General features: G+C 65.6%; 13 protein-coding genes. All 13 read right to left on the bottom strand.

Features of this window, described 5'->3' with window-relative positions; all coding sequences use genetic code 11:
* Positions 1 to 131 precede the first annotated feature (131 nt).
* The 13 genes from puhE to bchF are packed head-to-tail and all read right to left on the bottom strand — an operon-like array spanning position 132 to position 14261.
* Complete coding sequence (gene puhE, locus DSD19_RS00165) at positions 132 to 953, bottom strand: putative photosynthetic complex assembly protein PuhE (protein ID WP_341800920.1); 822 nt, start codon at positions 951 to 953, stop codon at positions 132 to 134.
* The gene (acsF, locus tag DSD19_RS00160; RefSeq protein ID WP_075787263.1) at positions 950 to 2065 is read right to left on the bottom strand and encodes a magnesium-protoporphyrin IX monomethyl ester (oxidative) cyclase; all 1116 of its coding nucleotides are present in this window, start codon (positions 2063 to 2065) and stop codon (positions 950 to 952) included. The genes puhE and acsF overlap by 4 nt, the downstream gene beginning before the upstream one ends.
* Positions 2062 to 2358, bottom strand: a complete 297-nt coding sequence (locus tag DSD19_RS00155; protein WP_075787264.1) for a hypothetical protein — start codon at positions 2356 to 2358, stop codon at positions 2062 to 2064. The genes acsF and DSD19_RS00155 overlap by 4 nt, the downstream gene beginning before the upstream one ends.
* Before the next feature lie 51 nt (positions 2359 to 2409).
* Complete coding sequence (gene puhC / locus DSD19_RS00150; RefSeq protein WP_075787265.1) at positions 2410 to 2874, bottom strand: photosynthetic complex assembly protein PuhC; 465 nt, start codon at positions 2872 to 2874, stop codon at positions 2410 to 2412.
* 9 nt (positions 2875 to 2883) lie between these two features.
* Positions 2884 to 3516 carry a photosynthetic complex putative assembly protein PuhB gene (gene puhB, locus DSD19_RS00145; RefSeq protein ID WP_113668106.1) on the bottom strand — a complete coding sequence of 211 codons (633 nt, stop codon included), beginning with the start codon at positions 3514 to 3516 and terminating at the stop codon, positions 2884 to 2886.
* A gap of 12 nt (positions 3517 to 3528) precedes the next feature.
* Positions 3529 to 4311, bottom strand: a complete 783-nt coding sequence (puhA, locus tag DSD19_RS00140) for a photosynthetic reaction center subunit H (RefSeq protein WP_075787267.1) — start codon at positions 4309 to 4311, stop codon at positions 3529 to 3531.
* 18 nt (positions 4312 to 4329) lie between these two features.
* Positions 4330 to 5769 carry a PucC family protein gene (locus DSD19_RS00135; protein WP_113668105.1) on the bottom strand — a complete coding sequence of 480 codons (1440 nt, stop codon included), beginning with the start codon at positions 5767 to 5769 and terminating at the stop codon, positions 4330 to 4332.
* A complete protein-coding gene (bchM, locus tag DSD19_RS00130; RefSeq protein ID WP_075787269.1) occupies positions 5766 to 6449 on the bottom strand; it encodes a magnesium protoporphyrin IX methyltransferase in 684 nt (227 codons plus the stop codon). Before bchM ends, DSD19_RS00135 begins: the two co-directional genes overlap by 4 nt.
* Complete coding sequence (gene bchL / locus DSD19_RS00125) at positions 6449 to 7345, bottom strand: ferredoxin:protochlorophyllide reductase (ATP-dependent) iron-sulfur ATP-binding protein (protein WP_075787270.1); 897 nt, start codon at positions 7343 to 7345, stop codon at positions 6449 to 6451. The genes bchM and bchL overlap by 1 nt, the downstream gene beginning before the upstream one ends.
* Before the next feature lie 20 nt (positions 7346 to 7365).
* Positions 7366 to 10947, bottom strand: a complete 3582-nt coding sequence (locus DSD19_RS00120; protein WP_113668104.1) for a magnesium chelatase subunit H — start codon at positions 10945 to 10947, stop codon at positions 7366 to 7368.
* Entirely contained in the window at positions 10937 to 12481 is a 1545-nt protein-coding gene (gene bchB / locus DSD19_RS00115) for a ferredoxin:protochlorophyllide reductase (ATP-dependent) subunit B (RefSeq protein WP_113668103.1), read from the bottom strand. The genes DSD19_RS00120 and bchB overlap by 11 nt, the downstream gene beginning before the upstream one ends.
* The gene (locus DSD19_RS00110) at positions 12478 to 13767 is read right to left on the bottom strand and encodes a ferredoxin:protochlorophyllide reductase (ATP-dependent) subunit N (RefSeq protein WP_075787273.1); all 1290 of its coding nucleotides are present in this window, start codon (positions 13765 to 13767) and stop codon (positions 12478 to 12480) included. The genes bchB and DSD19_RS00110 overlap by 4 nt, the downstream gene beginning before the upstream one ends.
* A complete protein-coding gene (gene bchF, locus DSD19_RS00105) occupies positions 13764 to 14261 on the bottom strand; it encodes a 2-vinyl bacteriochlorophyllide hydratase (RefSeq protein WP_075787274.1) in 498 nt (165 codons plus the stop codon). The genes DSD19_RS00110 and bchF overlap by 4 nt, the downstream gene beginning before the upstream one ends.
* Positions 14262 to 14499: the final 238 nt, after the last annotated feature.

The following is a 14499-nucleotide window of genomic DNA, read 5'->3' as shown; positions in this document are numbered from 1 at the left end:
GGATGCATCCGCCGCGCCCCTGGAGCCGCACACGTCGGGCGCGACTTTCTGGTTTTAAAGGATTTCCAGGATCGGATGCCGAAGCCCGCAGAGTGCCGCGATTCGCCCGCCTTGCCCCGGTCAGGTCCGGGTCAGGTCCGGCCAAGATCGTTCGGGCGGATCTTGTCGTCCTCGGACCGCTCTTTGCGCTCCGGCAGCATCCAGCGCCAGAGCCGCTCGTCCGGCAGCGGCAGCACCATCAGCCAGTGTTCCAGAAGCGCCAGCGCGGTGATCGCCGTCAGCAGCGCAAAGCCCACCGTGTCATGCGGATCGCTGACCGCAAACAGCCGCTCCATGAAACAGGCGACCGCGAAGGTCAGCGCCGAAATCGAGAAAGGGAAAAGCCAGTTCAGCCGCGAGATCTTGAAATGGCTGGGCAGATGCGCAAGCGGCGTCGGCAGGAACTCGACATTGATCTTGGGCACGCCGAGGAAAAGGTTCAGCTTGGCCGAGATCCGCGCGAAGAACAGGATGATGAAGGTCCAGACCCCGACGCCGTTGGCGGAATCGTGGCTGGTGACCAGCATCGCGAAGAGAATGACCACCAGCAGCGTCTCGTGATAGGCGATGGTGCCATAGGCGCGCATGAACCGCTCCCAGCCGCGCGCATGCGGGTGACAGCGGGTGGTGTTGGGGCCGGTGACGACCCCGGTCAGGAAGGCCAGCTCCACCCAGCCCCAGATCGCGATGGCCGCGAGAAAGGCCAGATAGGCGGTCGCCACGGTTTCCACATGGCGGGTCATCTCGAACAGCCACACCCCGCCGCCCAGAAGCGGCAGGGCCATGACCGTCGCCCGAAGATGCGCAAGGCGTCCCCGGTGTTCGGCGCGGCGCACGACGATCAGGATTGCCCCGGTCGAGAACCACCAGATGAACAGGGCGGCCAGCGCCGCGAACCACGCCGTTGCGATCAATAGACAGGCTCCATGCGGGTCGAGGCAGGCACCTCATGCCGTTGCGCCGGAATGGTCAGAAGCGACAGGAACGCCCGGGCTGCCTTGGCCGAACCCGCCCATTCCGCGAGCTTGCCGGCGGCCCCGCCCTGCCGCCGTGCCGCGTCGATGGCGACGCTGGCCTCCTGCAGGGCCGTCAGCCCCTTCGCCCAGCGCGGATGGTCGATATCGAGCGTGATCGGAAAGATCTGTTTCGACAGGTCCGAGGTTTTGCGGAAGACCTCATGCCCGTACCAGTCGGTATCGACGCCCAGCGCCTTGTGGAAGGCGGGCCGCTGGTGGTCGCGCACATGCATGGTGGCGAAGACCGCGGTCAGGAAGAACTTGATCCACAGGACATTGACGCCCGAGGTCAGCTTGGGGTCGGTCTTCATCAGCAGCGCGAAGGCCTCGCCATGGCGGAACTCGTCATTGCACCATTCGCGGAACCACTTGAAGATCGGGTGGAACCGCTTTTCGGGGTGCTCTTCGAGATGGCGGAAGATCGTGATGTAGCGGGCATAGCCGATCTTCTCGCTGAGATAGGTGGCGTAGTAGATGAACTTGGGCCGGAAGTAGGTGTACTTCTTCTTCTGGGTAAGAAAGCCCAGATTGACCGCGATCCCGGCCTCGCGCAGCGCGTCGTTGATGAAGCCCGCATGGCGCGCCTCGTCCCGCGCCATCAGCTGGAACAGCTCGGTCACGTCATGGTTCGAGCCGCGCCGCTTCATCTCCTTGTAAAGCACGCAGCCCGAGAATTCGGCGGTGCACGAGCTGATCAGGAAGTCGATGAACTCCTTGCGCAACTCGGGCTCCATCCCGTCCCAGTCGACATGGTCCCAGGTCTCGTCCTTGCGGAAATGGCCCTTGTTCGGGTCGGCCTGCATCTCGGCGATCAGCGCGTCCCAGTCGGCCCGGACCGGCGTCACGTCGATGGCGTCGAGCGCCTCGAAATCGGTGGTGTAGAAGCGCGGCGTCAGCAGCGTGTCCTGCATCGCGACGGCGGTCGCGGTCTCGCTGTCCAGAACGGCCTGCTGTTCCTGGATCGCCAGGCCTTCCTCGACGGTGGTGGCATCGGCGGTATGGACGTTCACAGCTTCACCTCCTCGGAAAAGGAGAATTCGCAAAGCTCCATGAAGTCCAGATCCCCGGTCAGCCGCGTCCACAGACGTTCCAGCGGCGTCGCCCGGGTGATGACGGCGATGCGGTCTTCCCTTACCACTTCGCCATAGGGGGCCATGATCTCGGGGCCTTGCACCAGCACCTCGTCGCCCGGATGCACGACGGCTCCGTTGTTGAACCGCACATGCGCATGCAGGCTGTCGAACTTGTGCGAGACCTCAACCGTACACGGTGCGGTCTCCTTCCGTCGGGTGAACATTCCCATCTTTCGGTTCCCTGTTTTTGAGTGTGGAGGGCATGTTCCCGATCCCTCCGGTCAGTCCAGCAGCCGCGCGAAAGCTGCCGTGTTGTCGGCGCCGAAGCCGACCAGTTCCGCACGCCAACCGGTCCGGTCGTCGTACAGCGAAATCCGTCCGTCCTTGAACCGGACCAGCCGCACCGGGGCGTCGAGCGCCACACCGGCCTGCTTGCGCTTGAGCTCGAGCGCGCGCCAGACCCCGGCCACGAAGCCGCCCTCGTTTGGGGCGAACTCGAAGACCTGGGTGCCTTCGGTGTCGTAGACCTTGGCCGAGCCGTCGATCTTGGCGTCGATCACGATCTGGCGTTCCACCGCCACCGGCGCCCCGGCATCGGGCAGCGCGTCGAGCGGCCGGTCGGTCAGCCGGGCATAGGTGACGAGGATCAGCGCGAACAGCGCGACCCCGAACATGCCCTTGATGAGGATCGGCGGGATCTTCTCGCCGTGATCGTAGGGGCCGGTGTGCCGGTTGTTGCGTGCCATGTCTTAGTCTTACTCCGCTGCAAGCGTGTCGTCGTCCCCGACACGCGTGAGCCTGGGTTCGGAGACCCGCGTTTCCGCCGCGTCGGCGATCAGTCGTGCGACCTTCGCCGCCTCAGGGATGCAGCGGAACGCGGGTTCCGTGCGGGCCATCCGCCACGGGCGGACATGGGGCCAGCACAAGAGGTACGAGAACTTGGTGGTTCCCATCAATTCGAAGGCGATCGAGCCCGTGCCGGACTTTCTGAGGTCCAGATTGGCATTGCCGATCCAAGTGTAGGGCAGGTTCAGCGTCATATCGAGCGCCGCCCCGATGCGAAGGGCCACGCGCCGGTTGGTGACGGTATAGACGGTCGCCCGGGCCTGGACGAAGGCCGTGATCAGCAACAACAGGCAGACCACGGCCCCCAGGACCAGGAAGAACGAGGACGCGACCGCCGCCTGCGACCAGGGCATGGTCTCGGCGGCGACGATCATGCGCCAGAGGAAGAGGACGACGAAATAGCTCGCCACCCAGTAAAGCGCGAGGCTTTCCCGGGCGAGCGCCCACCACGCGGGCCGACCCTGCCAGAGGATGTGTTCCCCCTCGGGCAGGCGTTCCGGCAACCCCTTGATGGGTTCGACAGCGAAATCGTCGTCGGACATTGAGTCCCTTCCTCAGAACTGCGGTTCGAGCCGTTCGGCGGGGTCGGCGTAAAGCTTGCCACCCGCGTAATAGGCACAGACCTTGTCTTCTTCGAGTTTGGTGATCTGGCCCGACGACTTGATGGTCGGGACGCCGGCAAAATGCTTGCCGTAGATCGAGTGCACCGAAACTTCGGGCTTGAACCAGCCGATCTTGGCCAGCTGCATCGGCAGCAGGCGGCGGCCGCCGCCATGGGCGCCGTCAAGTTCCAGCTCGAGATAGCGCACCAGCTGTTCCGGCTCGTCGACCCACATGTCGACAATGGTGCCGACCTTCTCGCCGTCGCCCGCGATGACCGGCATGCCGCGCGGGTCGCGACCGGCCGAGACCTTGAAGGTCTTCAGCGCCGACAGCGGCTGGATCTTCGGATGGCCGCGGCCGTCAAGCTCGGGCTCGTCCTTGCGGGCAACCCAGGCGGCCGGACCCACGCCGTCGACCATCGGGTCGCCGGTCGGCTCCAGCGGGTAGCCGTTGTTCTTGGTGACCTTCTTCAGCGCCAGATCCGCGTTGCGGGGATCGGTCTGCATGTCGGGCACGGTTTTCTCGCCCTGGCCGTGCGGCAGCTTGAAGGTCTTCGCCGCGGGCAGCGGGAACATGCCCTGGTTCGGCGCGGGGTTCCCCATCTCGTCTTCCAGCGGGTAGCCCTCATGCATGTTCATCCGTTGGAGATAGAAAATCAGCCCAGCGAAGAACAGCCAGAACGACCAGATGGCCAGACTGGCGATGTCGAAGTTTCCGAAAAAAGCGTTGACCATGGGTATCGGTCCTCCGGGTCAGGTTGGGAAGTCGGCCAGCCCGATCTTGGCCGAGGAATCCCTGTTGGGATGGTTGCGGTCCTGCGGGCGCACAAGCGGCCCCAGAACCATGAGTGTCACGAAGAGAAGGACGATCTCAATGTGGTAGACCGCCGCGTATCCGGTGGCCGGCGTGTTGAGCCCTTCGCCCAGAACGCCCGCCGTCGCAAGATGCCCGATTCCGTCCCGAAGCCCGCCGCCCAGCGCCACGGCCAGCCCCGAGGCGGTCGCCTGCGCGGCCCCCCAGGCGCCCAGCGCAAGCCCGCGGCCCGCGAAATCCCGGACCGGCAGCGCCATCGCCGCGGTCAGCGTCGAGACAGAGAAAAGCCCGCCGCCAAAGCCGATCAGCATGGCGCCAAGGAAAAACAGAAGGCCCGAATGCAGCGGCCCGGCAAAGATCACCAGGGAGAAGGCCACGATGCCGCCGAGGATGCCAAGCGCCCCCATCCGGTGCGAATTCATGCCATGCCCGAGCCAGCGCGCCGCCAGACCGAAGCCCACCAGCGCCCCGAAGGCCCAAAGCGCGGTCAGAAGCGTGGTTGACGACACCGACAGCCCGAGGATCTGCCCGCCATAGGGTTCAAGCAGCACATCCTGCATCGAGAAGGCCAGCGTGCCGACGAAGACCACCGCCAGCAGACGCCCGGCGCTGCCGCCCCGCACGAAATCGCGCCAGGCATCGCCAAAGCTCGGCTGCGGCGCCTCGCGCTCTTCCCTGGACATCGGGCACATGCGCTCCTGTTTCCAGAGCGCGACGAGGTTCAGCAGGATCGTCACGACAGCCGCGCCCTGCACCACCCGGATCAGCCGGATCGACGAGAAGTCGCGCAACAGCCAGCCGATGACGATGGACGACAGGCCCATCCCCAGCAGGAACATCACATAAAGCAGCGCCACGACCCGCGGCCGGGTCTCGTCGGTGGCGCGGTCGGATGCCAGCGCCAGCCCCGCGGTCTGGGTCATGTGCAGCCCCAGCCCCGTCATCAGGAAGGCGATGGCGGCAAAGACCTCGCCCGCCCAGGTCGGGCCCAGCGTCTGGTCGCCCGACAACAGCAGCAGCGAAAACGGCATGATCGCCAGCCCGCCCATCTGCCAGAGCGTGCCGAACCACATGTAGGGGACGCGCTTCCAGCCGATGGCCGATCTGTGGTTGTCGGACCGGAAGCCCATCAGCGCGCGGAAAGGCGCGACCAGAACCGGCACGGCGATCATCATCGCCACGACCATCGCGGGCACCGAAAGCTCGACGATCATCACCCGGTTCAGCGTGCCCAGCAGCATCACCGTCGCCATCCCCACCGACACCTGGAACAGCGACAGCCGCAGCAGCTCGTGCATCGGCAGCCCGTCCGAGGCGGCATCGGCGAAGGGAAGGAACTTCGCCGACAGCTTCGTCAGGGGATGAGGCTTCTTGCTCATCTTTCAAGCTCCATGGCCTGGCTGATGTAGAACCCCTTGGCGACCCGCGCGACGGCACGAAGCCGTCCCTTCACGCCGGCCTTGCGCAGGGCGCCCGCGATCCGCGCCTCGGAATGCGGAATGATCCGGGGCGAGCGGTCCGACCGCGGAAAGAGCTTGCCCGCCACATGCATGACGCTCAGCAGCGGTGTCTTCGGCGCGACGGTGAAGACGATCTTGCCACGGGTCCGGGGCGCAAGCTTGCCCAGGGCCTCGGCGATGTCGCGGGCCTTGTAGTGGATCAGGCTGTCCATCGCCATGACATAGTCGAAACTGCCCAGCCGGTCGCTCAGCATGTCGCCCGCCACGAAGGTGATCTGGCGATGATACTTATCAGGGATCCGGCTTTTCGCCACGTCCAGCAGGCTTTGCGAAATGTCGCAGGCCACGACCTCGGCGCCGCGCTGGACCAGCTCCAGCGTCATCGGCCCGGCGCCGCATCCGGCGTCGAGCACCCGACATCCGGTCAGGTCGTCGGGCAGCCGCGCCAGCATCGCGGCGCGCATCTGGTCGCGCCCCTCGCGCACCGTCTGGCGGATGCGCGACACCGGGGCATCCGAAGTCAGATGCTCCCATGTCTTGGCGGCGGTACGGCCGAAATAGGTCTCGAGTCGTTCCCGGGTGCGGGCGTAGCTGTCCATCAATCGAACCCAAGCAGTTCAAAGATTTCACGGTCGGGCAACGGATGCGGTGCCAGGGGCTCGGTTCCGGCCCAGAGCAGCTCCGCCAGCCGCAGGTATTCGGCACGGCACTGAACGATGTCCTCGTCGTCGGGCATCTCGAACAGCGTCTTCTTCATCAGCCGCGAGCGGCGGATCGCATCGACCAGCGGCATATGCGCGATACGCTCGAAGCCCACGCGCTTGCAGTACTTGTCGACCTGGTCGGTATCTTCCGACCGGTTCGCGATGCAGCCCGCCAGCCGCACGTTGTAGTTCTTCGACTTGGCCTGAACCGCGGCGATGATCCGGTTCATGGCGTAGATCGAGTCGAAATCATTCGCGGTCACGATCACCGCCCGGTCGGCATGCTGCAGGGGCGCGGCGAAGCCGCCGCAAACCACGTCGCCCAGAACGTCGAAGATCACCACATCGGTGTCTTCCAGCATGTGGTGCTGTTTCAGCAGCTTGACGGTCTGACCGACGACATAGCCGCCGCAGCCGGTGCCCGCGGGCGGGCCGCCCGCCTCGACGCACATCACGCCGTTGAAGCCCTCGACCATGAAATCCTCGGGCCGCAGCTCTTCGGGGTGGAAATCCACCTCCTTGAGCACGTCGATCACCGTGGATTGCAGATGCCCCGTCAGGGTGAAGGTCGAATCATGCTTGGGATCGCAGCCGATCTGCAGAACGCGCTTGCCCAGCATCGAGAAGGCCGCCGACAGGTTCGACGAGGTCGTCGACTTGCCGATCCCGCCCTTGCCATAGACCGAAAAGACCTTGGCCCCCTCGATCTTCATCGTTTCGTCCTGATGGACCTGGACGGAGCCTTCGCCGTCTTCGCCCTTCAGCACAGGAATGTCGTCTCTGGGGCTCATTGGTTCCCTCCGTTCGCGGCTTATTCCGCCGCCACTATGCCTTCGAGCCGGTCTTCCAGCTCATCGGCCGCCGCCTGCAATGCGGCCAGGGTTTCGGCGTCGGGTTGCCAGTAATTGCGGTCATGGGCTTCCAGAAGGCGGTTCGCCATCCGGGCCGATGCCGCAGGGTTCAGGCTGGCCAGCCGTTTTCTCATTTCCTCGTCCAGGACGAAGGTTTCCGACAGCCGTTGATACACCCACGGTTCCACCTGGCCGGTTGTCGCCGACCACCCGAGAGTGTTGGTGACCTGCGCCTCGATCTGGCGCACGCCTTCATGCCCGTGCTTGAGCATGCCTTCGAACCATTTCGGGTTGAGGCTGCGCGACCGGGTTTCCAGGGCCACCTGATCCTGAAGCGTGCGCACCTTGCCCTCGCCCCGGGTCTGGTCGCCGATATAGACGGCCGCATCCTGCCCGCCCCGGGCGCGTTTCACCGCCCGCGCGATGCCGCCCAGCGTGTCGAAATAGTGATCGACAGTCGTCACGCCGAGTTCGACGCTTTCGAGGTTCTGATAGGCGACGTCCACATCCTTCAGCGTCTGCTGCAACAGGGCCGCATTGGCCCTCGACTTGCCGTCGCGCCCATAGGCGAAGCTTTTCCGCGCCTCGTAGGCATCCGCCAGCTCGTCCTCGTCGCCCCAGGCGCCGCTGTCGACCAGCCCGTTGACGTTCGAGCCATAGGCGCCCTCGGCATTCGAGAAGACCCGCAGCGCCGCGGTTTCCATGTCGACGCCCATCTTCTCGGCATGTGCCAGCGAATGGGCCCGGATGAAGTTCTGCTCCAGCGGCTCGTCCTCGGCCATCGCGGCCTTCCAGGCGGCCTCGGCCAACATGCGGGTCTGCAGCGGCAGCAGGTCGCGGAAGATGCCCGACAGCGTCATCACCACATCGACCCGCGGCCGGCCGAGTTCTTCCAGCGGCACCAGATCGGCGCCCGCCAGACGGCCGTAATTGTCGAACCGCGGCTTCGCGCCCATCAGCGCCATGGCCTGGGCGATGGGGCCGCCGTCGGATTTGATGTTGTCCGACCCCCACAGCACCATCGCCACCGAGCGCGGCAGAGCCGCATGGGCGTCCAAGAGCTTCTGCGCCTGCTTCGCGCCTTCCAGCATGGCGAACTGGGTCGGCATGCGGAACGGGTCGAAGGCATGGATGTTGCGCCCCGTCGGCAGCACGTCGGCCGACCGGATCAGATCGCCGCCGGGCACCGGCTTGATGTAGCGCCCGCCCAGCGCGCGCATGATCGCGGGCAGTTCGGTGTCCTGCTGAAGCCAGTAATCGACCTTCTCGCGGGTCTCGGCATCGGTATCGGTCATCACCCGCAGATGCTCGGCCCGTTCCTCGGGCGTCACCGTGCGGCCGACCACATGCAGCCCGTCGGGGATCAGCGCGTCCTCGGTTTCCAAGAGCTTCAGCCACAGCTTTTCGGGCGGCGTGCCGGTCATGTCGACGGCGTCGGCCTGGGCCGCGATCAGCTCTTCCAGATCGGCCTGCTCGGGCGAGCCGGGCTCGGTCTGGCGCCAGCGGGTCAGGCTGTCCTTCAGCTCCTGCAGGCCCTTGTAAAGCCCCGAGGCAGCCAGCGGCGGCGTCAGGTGGGTGATCGTCACCGCGTTCGACCGGCGCTTGGCCAGCGTCGCCTCGGACGGGTTGTTCGACGCATAGAGATAGACGTTCGGCATGTCGCCGATCAGCCGGTCGGGCCAGTCGCGGAAGCACATGCCCGCCTGCTTGCCCGGCATGAATTCCAGCGCGCCATGCATCCCGAAATGCAAAAGCACATCCGCGCGGAAGGTGTTCTTGAGCCACAGATAGAAGGCGCTGAAGGCATGGGTCGGCGCGAAGCCCCGTTCGAACAGAAGCCGCATCGGGTCGCCCTCGTAGCCGAAGGTCGGCTGGACCCCCACGAAGACATTGCCGAATTCGCGGCCCAGCACGAAGACGCCGCGCCCGTCCGACCGGATCTTGCCCGGGGCAGGCCCCCAGACGGATTCGATCTCGGCCAGCCAGGGCGTGCCGCGCACCAGATCGTCGGCGGGCACATGGGCGGCCACGTTGCCTTCCTGCCCGTAGGTCTTGGCATTGCCTTCAAGGATCGCGGTCCGCAGATCGTCGACCGTGGCGGGCAGTTCGCCGGTCTCGTAGCCCTCGGACTTCATCCGGTGCAGCGTGTTGAAAAGGCTTTCGAAGACAGACAGATAGGCAGCGGTGCCGATGGCGCCCGCATTGGGCGGGAAACCGAAGAGGACGATGCCGACCTTGCGGCTTTCGGTTTCCGACCGGCGCAGCCGGGACAGCCGTTCGATCCGGGCGGCCAGCGTCGCCACGCGCTCGGAACAGGCGGCCATTTCCTTGGCCTCGCCCTTGTGGGTGCAGTCGCGCGGGCAACCCTTGCAGCCCTCGGGCCCGTGGCGGCCGCCAAAGACGGTGGGTGAGATCGCCCCGTCGAGTTCCGGCAGCGCGATCAGCATGGTGGTCTCGACCGGGCCGAGCCCGCCAGAGGATTCGCTCCATTGACCCAGCGTCTGGAATTCCAGCGGATGGGCGGCGATATAGGGCACGTCGAGCCCGCTCAGCACCTCGACCGCGGCGTCGCTGTCGTTATAGGCCGGACCGCCGATCAGGCTGAACCCGGTCAGCGACACCAGCGTGTCGATATGAACGCTCTGCTCGCCGGTGAAATAGGCGGCGATGGCGGGCCGGGCGTCGAGCCCGCCCGCGAAGGCCGCGATCACCCGGATGCCGCGTTCTTCCAGCGCCCGGATCACCGCATCGTAATGGGCAGTGTCCGAGGCAAGGATGTAGGAGCGCATCAACAGGATGCCGACGGTCGCGACCGGTGCGGCGGGCTGCGGCAGGTCCTTGATGTCGGTGGTGATGCGATGCGGGATGTCGGGATGGTACAGCCCGGTCTCGGGATATTCGATCGGCGCCTCGGACGGGCCGCCGCGCCAAGAGGCGTCCTTGGCATAGCGCGAGATCAGAAAGCGCACCATCTGCTCGACATTGTCGTCGGACCCGCCCAGCCAGTATTGCATGGTCAGGAACCAGGCGCGCAGATCCTGCGCCTTGCCCGGCAGGTATTTCAGCATCTTGGGCAGGCGGCGCAGCATGGCCATCTGCTTTTCGCCGCCGGTCTTGACCTGACCGTTCTCGTCCCGGACGTTGCCGCGCAGCTTCTTCAGAAGCTTCATCGGCCCCGAGGCGGGCTTGGACATGTCCAGATCGCCCATCCGGGTCAGCTGGACGATCTGCTTGTCGGCGATGATGCCGATCATCGCGTCGCAATCGTCGCGGCGGGCTTTCAGCTCGGGCAGGATGGCGTTGATATGCTCCTCGATGAACAGAAGGTTCACCAGGATGATGTCGGCATTCAGAACGTCGTCCTTGGCCCGGACCAGCGCGCCCGGGTTTTCCGACCAGGTCGCGGCGGCGTGAACCGTCACCCGGAGCCCGGGGAAATCCTCGGCAAGACGCTCGGTGACCCGCTCGCAAGGACCCGCAGAATGCGAATCCAGCGTGACGATGACTACTCGATACCCGGGGTAATGACGTTCATCGCGCATAATGGGCCTTCGCCTCGTACAAGGTTTCGACACTGATCTCGTGCACGCCCTTCTCAAGCGCGAACTTCTCGGTATTCCGCTTGGCCTTGCCGCGCACGAAGAACGGGATCTTCTTCAGTTCCTTCTCGGCTGCGCTCAGCCAGACGATCTCGCCCTCGGCCGGGGCCGCGACGGCGGCGGCTTCCTGATCGGCCTCGGGTTCGGCCTCGACGGTCCTCGCCTTGGCAGCCCCGCCATGATGCGAGGCACCGGCATCGTCGTGGAACTCGAAATCCTCGCGGAACATGTGCAACAGGTGCTCTTCGAGCCCCATCACCAGCGGATGGACCAGCGTGTCGAAGATCACGTTGGCACCCTCCCAGCCCATTTGCGGGCTGTAGCGGGCGGGGAAGTCCTGAACGTGCACGGGCGCCGAGATCACGGCGCAGGGAATGCCCAGCCGCTTGCCGATATGGCGCTCCATCTGGGTGCCGAGGATCATCTCGGGCGCCAGGTCCTCGATGGCCTTCTCGACCTCGAGGTAATCGTCGCTGATCAGCGCCTCGACCCCGAACTCCTTGGCAAGCTTGCGGATCTCGCGGGCGAATTCGCGGTTGTAGCAGCCAAGCCCGACGACCTCGAATCCCATCTCGTCGCGCGCGACGCGGGCCATGGCCTTGACGTGGGTGGCATCCCCGAACAGGAAGACGCGCTTGCCGGTCAGATAGGTCGAGTCGACCGATTGCGAATACCAGGGCATCCGCAGGCGGGCATCGTCGGCCTTGGGTTGGACGCCCGCGATCCCGGCCACCTCGGCAATGAAATCGCGGGTCGCGCCGACGCCGATCGGCACCGTCTTGGTGAAGGGCTGGCCGAGGTTTTTCTCCATCCAGCGCGCCGCGGTCTCGGCATGCTCGGGATACATCAGCACGTTGAAATGCGCGGCCCCCATCCGGGCGATGTCAGCGGGCGCAGCCCCCATGGGCGCGACCACATTGACCGAGATGCCCATCTCTTCCAGCAGCGCCGTCACCTCGACGATATCGTCGCGATGCCGGAAGCCCAGCCCCACCGGCCCGATCAGGTTGGCCGAGACATGGGCGGTGCGCTCCATCGGCCGGGCGATGGCCTTGACGATCTGGTAGAAGGTCTCGTCCGAGCCGAAGTTTTCCTTGCGCTGATAGCTCGGCAGCTCCAGCGGGATCACCGGAATGCCCAGATCCATGGTCGCGGCCATGCCTTCGGGGTCGTCCTGGATCAGTTCGGCGGTGCAGGAAGACCCCACGATCATCGCCTGCGGCTTGAACCGGTCGAAGGCGTCATGCAGCGAGGTCTTGAAGAGGTTCGCGGTGTCCTCGCCCAGATCGCGCGCCTGGAAGGTGGTGTAGCTGACCGGCGGACGGTGGTTGCGCCGTTCGATCATCGTGAACAGCAGGTCGGCATAGGTGTCGCCCTGCGGCGCGTGCAGCACGTAATGCAGACCCTTCATGGCGGTCGCGACACGCATCGCGCCGACATGGGGCGGGCCTTCATAGGTCCAGACGGTCAGCTTCATGCCGCGCCCTCCAGCCCGGCCAGAATTGCGCGGCGGCGCAACGGGCGGGCGAAGAGACCGGCCAGATCGCCGGCCTGCTCATAGAAATGGACAGGCGTGAACACCAGTTCGATGGCCCATTTCGTGGTCATGCCTTCGGACTCCAGCGGGTTCGCAAGCCCGAGCCCGCAGACCGTCAGGTCGGGCCGGGCGGCCCGGCAGCGGTCGAGCTGCAGATCGACATCCTGGCCCTCGGCGATCACCGGCCCCTCGGCCAGAAGATCGAGATCGGGACCGACGATCTGCTTGTTGATGAAGGGGGCGCCGACCTCGACCGCGGTCATGCCGCATTCGCGGGTCAGGAAGCGCGCCAGCGGAATTTCCAGCTGGCTGTCGGGGAAGAAGAAGATCGACTTGCCGCCCAGCGTCTCGGCGGCCGCCGCGATGGCCTTGCGGGCCCGGGCGCGCGGGGCGTCGGTGACCTTCGCGAAGGTTTCGGGCGAGACCCCGAATTCCTGCGCCACGGCCCATAGCCAGGCGGTCGTCCCCTCTTCGCCGAAGGGGAACGGCGCGGGCAGGATGCGCGCACCGCGGCGTTCCAGCCCGGCGGCGGTCTCGTTCAGGAAGGGCTGGGTCAGCGCAACGACGGTATTCGCCCCCACCCCGGGCGCTTCGGCCGCGCGGTGGGCGGGCAGGCAGCGCACCGGCGCCACGCCCATCTCGGCCAGCAGCGACAACGCCTGATCCTCGACCACATCGGGCAGCGCGCCGACCATCAGCAGCTGACGCTCGTCGGTCTTGGGCAGGGTCGGCACCATGGTCGCGAGGCAGGCATCCTCGCCCTCGGTGAAGGTCGTCTCGATCCCCGAGCCGGAATAGTTCATCACCCGCACATGGGGGGCATGGCGTTCGGTCAGCCGTTCGGCCGCGCGGTGCAGGTCAAGCTTGATCACCTCGGACGGGCAAGACCCCACCAGGAACAATTGCTTGATGTCGGGACGGCGCGCCAGCAGCCGGTCGACCTCGCGGTCGAGTTCGGCATTGGCGTCGGCAAGCCCGGCCAGATCCTTTTCCTCGAGGATGGCGGTGCCAAAGCGCGGCTCGGCGAAGATCATCACGCCCGCGGCCGATTGCAGCAGATGCGCACAGGTGCGCGAGCCGACCACCAGGAAGAAAGCGTCCTGCATCTTGCGGTGCAGCCAGATGATCCCGGTCAGACCGCAGAACACCTCGCGCTGGCCGCGTTCCTTAAGGACGGGCGCGTTGCGGCAACCGGCGGCGGGCGGGGCGGGGGTAAATCCGGTCATGCGGCGACCTCCGTTGCCTCACCCTGCAACCGGGCCATCCGCAGCTTCCACAGGAACTGCCCGGCATTGATGACATAGGTGCTGTAGGCCGCCAGCGCGATCAGCATCTGGCCGGTCGGGCCCACGCTGCCGGTCAGCAGCGCCCACAGATACAGCGTATGCAGCGCAATCACCGCCATCGAGAAGACGTCTTCCCAGAAGAAGGCGGGCGCGAAGAGATAGCGGCCGAACACGACCTTCTCCCAGATCGCACCGGTGACCATGATGGTGTAAAGCACCAAGGTCTTGATCACGATCGAGATCGTGGCCGCCTCGTAGCCCGCCCCGGTCACAAGGTACCGCAGGACGAGAACCAGCGAGACCAGAAAGACCAGGAACTGCAACGGCGCCAGAACGCCCTGCACGACGGTCCACTTGGTCGAGTCGCGACGGCGACGCTCTTCCGGCGTATAGAGTTGGACCGCCCTTGGGGCGGTTCCCACGTTTTCCGGCATCCTCCGACTCCCTGACAGACGGTGGCTTGGGCCTCACGTTAGACCTCTGGCGCGGAAAGTGTCAATTGTAATTTACACTCTTTCCGTTTACACTCCTCTCGATCCGAGGGGTGTCGAGCGCCCGGGGCAGAGCAAAAGAGCCTATATTTTCTAAAGGCTTGCCTGCGCCGTCTTGATTCCTCCAGCCACGAGGGCCAACAAGTGTCAATCGGCTTTGACAACGCTGGACAGTCCCCAG

Origin of the sequence: Rhodovulum sp. BSW8 (assembly GCF_003314725.1) — a bacterium.
Taxonomy (GTDB): domain Bacteria; phylum Pseudomonadota; class Alphaproteobacteria; order Rhodobacterales; family Rhodobacteraceae; genus Rhodovulum; species Rhodovulum visakhapatnamense.
Note: the sequence above shows the minus strand (reverse complement) of the source record. Positions and strands in the feature narration are given on the sequence as shown.

Excerpts from the sequence above, each read along its gene's own strand:
- DSD19_RS00120 (WP_113668104.1), bottom strand. The coding sequence starts at position 10,947 with ATGCGCGATGAACGTCATTACCCCGGGTATCGAGTAGTCATCGTCACG.
- bchM (WP_075787269.1), bottom strand. The coding sequence starts at position 6,449 with ATGGACAGCTACGCCCGCACCCGGGAACGACTCGAGACCTATTTCGGC.
- puhA (WP_075787267.1), bottom strand. The coding sequence starts at position 4,311 with ATGGTCAACGCTTTTTTCGGAAACTTCGACATCGCCAGTCTGGCCATC.
- bchF (WP_075787274.1), bottom strand. The coding sequence starts at position 14,261 with ATGCCGGAAAACGTGGGAACCGCCCCAAGGGCGGTCCAACTCTATACG.
- puhC (WP_075787265.1), bottom strand. The coding sequence starts at position 2,874 with ATGGCACGCAACAACCGGCACACCGGCCCCTACGATCACGGCGAGAAG.
- bchB (WP_113668103.1), bottom strand. The coding sequence starts at position 12,481 with ATGAAGCTGACCGTCTGGACCTATGAAGGCCCGCCCCATGTCGGCGCG.
- bchL (WP_075787270.1), bottom strand. The coding sequence starts at position 7,345 with ATGAGCCCCAGAGACGACATTCCTGTGCTGAAGGGCGAAGACGGCGAA.
- puhB (WP_113668106.1), bottom strand. The coding sequence starts at position 3,516 with ATGTCCGACGACGATTTCGCTGTCGAACCCATCAAGGGGTTGCCGGAA.
- DSD19_RS00110 (WP_075787273.1), bottom strand. The coding sequence starts at position 13,767 with ATGACCGGATTTACCCCCGCCCCGCCCGCCGCCGGTTGCCGCAACGCG.
- DSD19_RS00155 (WP_075787264.1), bottom strand. The coding sequence starts at position 2,358 with ATGGGAATGTTCACCCGACGGAAGGAGACCGCACCGTGTACGGTTGAG.
- DSD19_RS00135 (WP_113668105.1), bottom strand. The coding sequence starts at position 5,769 with ATGAGCAAGAAGCCTCATCCCCTGACGAAGCTGTCGGCGAAGTTCCTT.